At 68.7% G+C, this 670-nt stretch carries 1 pseudogene; it reads left to right on the top strand.

Annotation, left to right across the window (positions count from 1 at the left end):
- A pseudogene (locus tag DMB66_RS60310) lies at positions 1–529 on the top strand (transcription termination factor Rho); the annotation flags it as partial.
- Positions 530–670: the final 141 nt, after the last annotated feature.

Raw genomic sequence — 670 nt, 5'->3', positions numbered from 1 at the left:
GAAGCGGCTGGTGGAGGCCGGCCACGACGTGGTCGTGCTGCTGGACTCGATCACCCGGCTGGGCCGGTCGTACAACCTGGCCGCGCCGGGCCGGGGCCGGACGATGTCCGGTGGTCTCGACTCCACCGCGCTGTATCCGCCGAAGCGGTTCCTCGGCGCCGCCCGCAACATCGAGAACGGCGGCTCGCTGACCATCATCGCGACCGCCCTGGTCGACACCGGCTCCGCGATGGACACCGTCATCTTCGAGGAGTTCAAGAGCACCGGCAACGCCGAGCTCAAGCTGGACCGGTCGCTGGCCGAGTCCCGGCTCTTCCCGGCGATCGACGTCACCGGTTCGGGCACCCGGCACGACGAGACGCTGGTGGCGCCGACCGAGCTTGCCCTGATGCACCAACTCCGCCGGGCGCTCACCGGTCAGGACCGCAAGCAGAGCCTGCAGCAGCTGCTCGAGCACCTCAAGGCCACGGCCACGAATGCCGAGTTCCTGCGCCGCGCCGCCCGGGGACTGGGACATTCCGGAGACTAAACAGGACAAATGATCAACCTTGACACGCCGGCGCACCGGCGCGCGGGTGACGGACGTTCGGCCAGCTGATCTTCGCGCTCCGGACAATTCAGCTCTCGGCAGAGCGAACTCGCTGGTGGTCGCTCGTTTCGGCGTGGGACT

It is taken from the genome of Actinoplanes sp. ATCC 53533 (genome assembly GCF_003947245.1).
The sequence above is the reverse complement of the archived record's forward strand: the minus strand, read 5'-3'. Positions and strand labels throughout refer to the sequence as shown.